Annotated in this window: 1 protein-coding gene; it reads left to right on the forward strand. The window is 74.6% G+C overall.

The annotated features are described in order from the left end of the window. A partial coding sequence (locus tag ACIKT0_RS19655; protein ID WP_407106930.1) for a helix-turn-helix domain-containing protein occupies window positions 1-646 on the forward strand: 646 nt, incomplete at both ends.

A 646-nucleotide genomic window follows, 5' to 3' on the forward strand; every position in this document is an offset into this window, starting at 1 on the left:
CCTGCCGCACGCTCGAGGCCGCCGTCGACGAGGCGCCAAGTCTCGCCGCGCTGGCGCGGGAGGCGGGCTTGAGCGTCTCGCGATTTCACCGGCTGTTCCGGTCCATCACCGGCGTGACGCCGAAGGCCTATGCGGACGGGCTGCGGGCGGCCCGCCTGCGGGAGGTTCTGGGCGGCCGCCCGGGCTCGGTCACGGAGGCGATCTATGAGGCCGGCTTCGGTTCGAGCGGGCGGTTCTACGAAGCCGCCGACCGGCTGCTCGGCATGACGCCGTCGCAATACCGGGCCGGCGGCGCGGGAGCCGAGATCCGCTACGCCGTCGCCGACTGCTCGCTTGGCAGCGTGCTCGCCGCGCAAAGCGAGCGGGGCGTCTGCGCCATCCTGCTGGGCGACGCGCCGGAGCCGCTGCTGGCCGAGCTTCGCGGTCGGTTCCCGAGCGCCATCCTGTCCGAGGCGGGCGAGGACTTCGCGGCCGTGACGGCGCGGGTCGTGGCTCTCGTCGAGCGACCCTCGGACGGGTTCGACCTGCCGCTCGACATCCGCGGCACCGTCTTCCAGCAGCGCGTCTGGGCGGCCTTGGCGGCCGTCCCGGCAGGCGAAACCGTGAGCTACGCCGAACTGGCCCGCCGCACGGGCGCGCCGCAGGC

Source organism: Hansschlegelia beijingensis (assembly GCF_045505405.1).
GTDB classification, from domain to species: Bacteria; Pseudomonadota; Alphaproteobacteria; order Rhizobiales; family Methylopilaceae; genus Methylopila; species Methylopila beijingensis_A.